Origin of the sequence: Bergeriella denitrificans NBRC 102155 (assembly GCF_001592185.1) — a bacterium.
GTDB classification, from domain to species: Bacteria; Pseudomonadota; Gammaproteobacteria; order Burkholderiales; family Neisseriaceae; genus Neisseria; species Neisseria denitrificans.
In genome coordinates this window covers 1-5,626 of sequence record NZ_BCWL01000148.1, presented here as the reverse complement: position 1 = coordinate 5,626, position 5,626 = coordinate 1, and the positions used below count along the sequence as shown (strand labels likewise).

General features: G+C 54.9%; 5 protein-coding genes. 3 read left to right on the top strand and 2 right to left on the bottom strand.

Annotation, left to right across the window (positions count from 1 at the left end):
• Nucleotides 1-96 precede the first annotated feature (96 nt).
• Nucleotides 97-855 (bottom strand): OmpA family protein, encoded by a 759-nt coding sequence (locus BDE01S_RS07945; RefSeq protein WP_066079842.1) that lies wholly within the window; start codon nucleotides 853-855, stop codon nucleotides 97-99.
• A 425-nt stretch (nucleotides 856-1,280) separates the two neighbouring features.
• Between BDE01S_RS07945 and BDE01S_RS07940 the strand changes: the two genes are divergently transcribed.
• The gene (locus tag BDE01S_RS07940; protein WP_066079840.1) at nucleotides 1,281-2,231 is read left to right on the top strand and encodes a CysB family HTH-type transcriptional regulator; all 951 of its coding nucleotides are present in this window, start codon (nucleotides 1,281-1,283) and stop codon (nucleotides 2,229-2,231) included.
• Between the two features lie 72 nt (nucleotides 2,232-2,303).
• Here the strand turns inward: BDE01S_RS07940 and fnr are convergent, their stop codons facing one another.
• Nucleotides 2,304-3,038: a fumarate/nitrate reduction transcriptional regulator Fnr gene (gene fnr, locus BDE01S_RS07935; protein ID WP_066079837.1), complete on the bottom strand. Its 735-nt coding sequence runs from the start codon at nucleotides 3,036-3,038 to the stop codon at nucleotides 2,304-2,306.
• 153 nt (nucleotides 3,039-3,191) lie between these two features.
• Between fnr and hemN the strand changes: the two genes are divergently transcribed.
• A complete protein-coding gene (gene hemN / locus BDE01S_RS07930) occupies nucleotides 3,192-4,607 on the top strand; it encodes an oxygen-independent coproporphyrinogen III oxidase (protein WP_066079834.1) in 1,416 nt (471 codons plus the stop codon).
• A 155-nt stretch (nucleotides 4,608-4,762) separates the two neighbouring features.
• On the top strand, nucleotides 4,763-5,605 hold the full coding sequence (locus BDE01S_RS07925; protein ID WP_066079830.1) for a class II glutamine amidotransferase: 843 nt from the start codon (nucleotides 4,763-4,765) through the stop codon (nucleotides 5,603-5,605).
• Nucleotides 5,606-5,626 lie beyond the last annotated feature (21 nt).

The following is a 5,626-nucleotide window of genomic DNA, read 5'->3' as shown; positions in this document are numbered from 1 at the left end:
AAATGACGCTTCGACTATACCTGTATCCAAGCATAACCGAAAAAAGCAAAAACCCTGCTTTTCAGCAGGGTTTTCCATCAATCTGTTTCTGATTGATTAAGGTTTAGCGTAACCGTGTACACCGTTGTATGGAGACGGAATCCATTGGTCGCCGGTAGCAGGGGTATCAGTCAGAGGACGTTCGCCTTGTACTTGACCCGGAGCAACTTGGCGGGTTACCAAGCTGCGGATTTTCACGTCAACGCGGCGGTCAGGTGCGATACATGCAATCAGAGCTTCGCGACGTTTGGCTTTAGAAACTTTTTTGCCCAGTTTGGCAACTTCAGCTTCACAAGCGGCAGTCATGCGGGCTTGAGATTTACCCAGACCTACAGCAGAAATCTTGCTGGAAGCAACACCGCGGCTTACCAGGTAGTTGGCTACGACGTTGGCACGACGCTCAGACAGAGCTTGGTTGTACGCTTCAGAGCCCATAAAGTCGGTGTGACCTTCAACGCGTACGGTTTCTACGTTGGTGTTGCTCAGGCGTTGAGCCAGGGCGTTCAGAGTGTCTTGAGCTTGCGGACGCAGGTTGTCTTTGTCGAAGCCGAACAGGGTAGCAGCAGACAGAGAAACGGTTTCATCAGCATATTCAGGAGCTTGACGTACTTCTTCTTTATCGCCACACTCAACACGGCCTTGGGTGGCTTTATCGAAGTAGGTGTCTTTCCAGCATTCGCCGTAGTTGTTACGGACGACTTCTTGAGACTGGCTGCTTACAACATAACCGTGTTTGGTGTGCGCTTCGCTGGCCATAGCGGTGCCTGAAGCTACCAAGGCAACGAACAATGCGCTTAATTTCAGCTGTTTGGTCATTTTATTCCCTCATCAAAATTGTTATGTAACGGATACCGGGAGCCGCTACAACTTTACCAATATACAGGCCGCTATCTTTGAAATGGCGGCAAATCGGATGTATCAGGCTGAACTATAAAGAAGCCAAGGGCAAATTGTCAACTTGAAGCCGTCTGACCGTGCTAAAGCTGCCTGTTTTCCTAGGTTTAATCATGCCCAAAAATCAATTCCGTGTCATTTATTTATATAGAAATTTGGGCTTTGTCCGCCGCTTTCGTTGTACAAAAGCAACAAGCGGCCTGCCCTACGCGGCACACGCCCTGCCACCCCGCCCGATTGTTTCAGCAAAAACAAAAACTTCGATAACAAAACCACGGCTTTGCCCAAAATATGTTAAATTAGGCTGCCTTTATGTCGCACAAAATCCACAACACGCCGAGCTTTTTATGAAACTGCAACAGCTGCGCTACGCGCTTGAAGTTTACCGCCACAATCTGAACGTATCGGAAGCCGCCGAAGCGCTTTTCACTTCCCAGCCGGGCATTTCCAAGCAAATCCGCCTGCTGGAGGAGGAGCTGGGCATTCAGATTTTTATCCGCAGCGGCAAGCGCGTGGTTTCGGTATCTCAGCCGGGCAAGGCGGTATTGGAGATTTCGGAGCGGATTTTGCGCGATGTGCAAAACATTAAAAACATCGGCAGCGAGTTTACCGAACTCGACAGCGGCGCGCTGACAGTGGCGACCACGCCGACCCAGGCGCGCTATGCCCTGCCCCATATTGTGGCGGACTTTGTGAAACGCTATCCGAAAGTGCGCCTGACCATCAAGCAGGGCAGCCCTTCCGCCATCGCACAAATGGTCAGCAACGGAGAGGCCGACATCGCCATCATTACGGAGAAGCTGGACGACCACCCCGAGCTGCGCCGCCTGCATTGCTCGGAGTGGACGCACGCGGTGGTGGTGCCGCACAACCACCCGCTGCTCGACTGCCGCAATCCGCTCGACATCCGCGACTTGGCTTCGTTTCCGCTGATTACTTATGAATTTGCCTTCAATCCGGGCAGCAGCATCGCGCGCGCGTTTCAAAAAGCGCGCATCGAACAGCCCGAAGTGGTGCTGGCGGCGGCGGATACCGATGTATTGAAAACCTATGTCAAGCTGGGCTTGGGCGTGGGCTTGATGGCGAAAATGGCCTACCACCCGCAAAACGACAGCGATTTGCAGCTGGTCGATGCCGCCCATCTTTTCGAGCCGTCGCCCACTTGGATTGCGGTGCGCGGCGACACCTATCTGCGCGGCTATACTTATGAATTTATCGAAATGTTCGCGCCCAAGCTGAACCGCGAAGCCGTGGACCGTATGCTGTACACGCCGATTGTGGAAGACTTTTCGATTTAAGCGCAGGCCGTCTGAAAAAAGCCGTCTGAAAACGCAGGTTTTCAGACGGCTTTTATATATAATCAACACGCTTTACATGGCATGGGCGCAGCCCGACACCATTTTTTTCAAAGCCTGCGAATCCAAAATCTGAATGTGTTTGTGTTCGACCTTAATCAACCCGTCGTGATGGAATTTGGAAAGCGTGCGACTGACAGTTTCCAGCTTCAGCCCCAAATAGCTGCCGATTTCCTCGCGCGACATACGCAGGATAAAGTCGTTGGCGGCAAAACCGCGCGAATACAGACGACCCGACAGGTTCAGCAGAAAAGCGGCCAGGCGCTCTTCCGCACGCATATTGCCCAGCAGCAGCATCACGCCCTGATCACGGACGATTTCGCGGCTCATCAGGCGGAAAAAGTGGGTTTGCAGGCTGGGGATATTCTGACCCAGCTCTTCCATATGGGCAAACAGCAGCTCGCAAACTTCACTGTCTTCCAGCGCCACCGCATCGCAGCTGTGAACGTGCGAACAGATGCCGTCCATACCGATCAGCTCGCCCGACATAAAAAAGCCGGTTACCTGGTCGCGGCCGTCCTGGCTGGCAACGGTGGTTTTGAAAAAGCCGGCACGAATGGCGAAAAGCGAGGCAAACGGCTCGCCCGCGCGGAACAGATATTCGCCCTTTTTCAGACGGCGGCTCTGGCGGATCACCGCATCCAGCTGCGAAAATTCGTTCGGCATCAGGCCGACCGGCAGGCAAAGCTCGCGCAGCGAGCAGGTCGAGCATAATGTCTTCATTTGATGTGCAGCGTTGTGAGCAGACATAAAACACCTTTTATTGTTTTTTGTAAAAACTCGTGCTTTGCAGACTGACCGGGTATTGACTCATATCAAAGCAGGTTTATCATAGTGTGGCATTCTATCAAACAATCTTTCGTTTGACTAATTCCCCGGACACTCAACACCCGACCACTCAAAATGAAAATTATTCCTATACAAAACAACACACAAGCCGACCAACCCGAGTTCGACCGCGCCCTGATTGCCAGCCTGCCCGCCAGCGGCCCGCGTTACACCTCCTACCCCACCGCCGACCGCTTCCACAACGGCTTTCTCGAGCCGGAATACGTCCGCGCGTTGAGCCAGCGCAGCACGGGGGCTTTAAACAAGCCCCTTTCGCTTTACATTCACATACCGTTTTGCAACACCATCTGCTACTACTGCGGCTGCAACAAAATCATCACCAAAGACAAATCCCGCGCCGATGCCTACATCGAATACCTCGAGCGCGAAATGGAGCTGCTCGCACCGCATCTCAACGGCCGCCACCCGCTCGCCCAGCTGCATTTCGGCGGCGGCACGCCGACCTTTTTGAGCGACGACCAGCTCGAGCGCGTCTTTGCCATGATACGCAAACACTTCCAGCTGATGCCCAACGGCGAATACTCCATCGAAATCGACCCGCGCAAAGTCAGCCGCGACACCGTGCATCATCTCGGCCGCCTCGGTTTCAACCGCATGAGCGTCGGCATTCAGGATTTCGATCCCAAAGTACAGGAAGCCGTCAACCGCATTCAAAGCGTGGAAGAAACCCGCGAAGTCATCGAAGCCGCACGCGAAGCCGGCTTTAAGTCCGTCAGCGTCGATTTGATTTACGGCCTGCCGCACCAGTCGGTCGACAGCATCAAAACCACCATCGACACGGTACTCGGCCTCTACCCCGACCGCCTCGCGCTCTACCACTACGCCCACCTGCCGCACATCTTCAAACCGCAGCGCCGCATCGATACCAACGCCGTGCCCGGCAGCGAAGAGAAGCTCGATATGCTGCAATACTGCGTGCATACCCTGACCGAGCGCGGCTACGTCTTTATCGGCATGGACCACTTCGCCAAGCCCGACGACGAATTATCGGTGGCCCTGCGCGAAGGCTGGCTGCAGCGCAATTTCCAAGGCTATTCCACCTATGCCGACTGCGATTTGGTGGCCATCGGCGTATCCAGCATCGGCAAAATCGGCAGCACCTACGCGCAAAACGAGCGCGACATCGATGCCTATTACGCTGCCATCGACGCGGGGCGTTTACCGGTTATGCGCGGCTACCAGCTCAACCAAGACGACCTGCTGCGCCGCAACATCATTCAGGATTTAATGTGCCGCTTCGCCCTGGATTATTCGGTGTACGAAACCATGTTCGGCCTGAATTTCGCCGACTACTTCCAAACCGAGCTGGCCGATTTGCAGCAGCTGGCCGGATTGGGCTTGGTGCAGCTGCGCCCCGACGGCCTGACCGTTACTCCCAAAGGCCGCTTCCTGATCCGCAATATCGCCATGGTCTTCGACTACCACCTGCGCCACAAAGAAACCAAAGCACAATATTCGCAAACCGTCTGAACACGCTCGGCGCAGCAAGCGCAGGCCGTCTGAAAATCCACATTTTTCAGACGGCCTATCGCTTTCGTATTTTGAACCTGTTACACTACCCGCACAGCATCGAAGCCACAAACCGCTTCGCCAATATCGATTGATTTCACACACAAGAGTCGCCTATGTGCCAGCTGCTCGGCATGAACTGCAACACCCCGACCGACATTATGTTTTCCTTTGAAGGCTTCCGCAGACGCGGCGGCATCACCGACCACCATGCCGACGGCTTCGGCATCGGCTTCTTCGAGGGAAAAGGCGTGCGCCTGTTTCACGATGACAAACCCAGCGCCGACTCTCCCGTCGCCGATTTGGTACGCGCCTACCAAATCAAATCGGAAAACGTCATCGCCCACATCCGCAAAGCCTCGCAGGGTCAAACCTCGCTGGCCAACACCCACCCTTTCATGCGCGAACTGTGGGGCGAATACTGGCTGTTTGCCCACAACGGCCACCTGCTGGATTTCCATCCCGCCGACAACGGCTTTTACCGCCCCGTCGGCAGCACCGATTCCGAGCAGGCGTTCTGCTACATTCTCAACCGCCTGCGCGAACGCTTCGAGCAAAAACCCGGCGAAGCCGAACTCTTTGCCGCGCTGACCGAGCTGACACACGAAATCCGCGGCCACGGCCTGTTTAACTTCGTGATGTCCGACGGCGACAGCCTGTTTGCCCACGCCAGCACGCTGCTGCACTATATCGTCCGCAAAGCCCCGTTCGGCAAAGCGCGTCTGCTGGATGATGACGTGATGATTGATTTCGCCGAAGTGACCACCCCCAGCGACAAAGTGGCCGTGATTGCCACCCTGCCGCTGACCCGCGACGAAGTTTGGCAGCAACTGGCCGTCAACGAGCTGGTGATGTTCCGCCAGGGCGACATTGTGATGTCCGACAAACCGCAGCCGCCCGTATATATGAGTGTGGAAGAAGGTTTGGAAATCGCCCGCGCCGCCGGTGTATCGGTATAGTCATTGAAAATAAGCATGAGA

Excerpts from the sequence above, each read along its gene's own strand:
- BDE01S_RS07945 (WP_066079842.1), bottom strand. The coding sequence starts at position 855 with ATGACCAAACAGCTGAAATTAAGCGCATTGTTCGTTGCCTTGGTAGCT.
- BDE01S_RS07940 (WP_066079840.1), top strand. The coding sequence starts at position 1,281 with ATGAAACTGCAACAGCTGCGCTACGCGCTTGAAGTTTACCGCCACAAT.
- fnr (WP_066079837.1), bottom strand. The coding sequence starts at position 3,038 with ATGTCTGCTCACAACGCTGCACATCAAATGAAGACATTATGCTCGACC.
- hemN (WP_066079834.1), top strand. The coding sequence starts at position 3,192 with ATGAAAATTATTCCTATACAAAACAACACACAAGCCGACCAACCCGAG.
- BDE01S_RS07925 (WP_066079830.1), top strand. The coding sequence starts at position 4,763 with ATGTGCCAGCTGCTCGGCATGAACTGCAACACCCCGACCGACATTATG.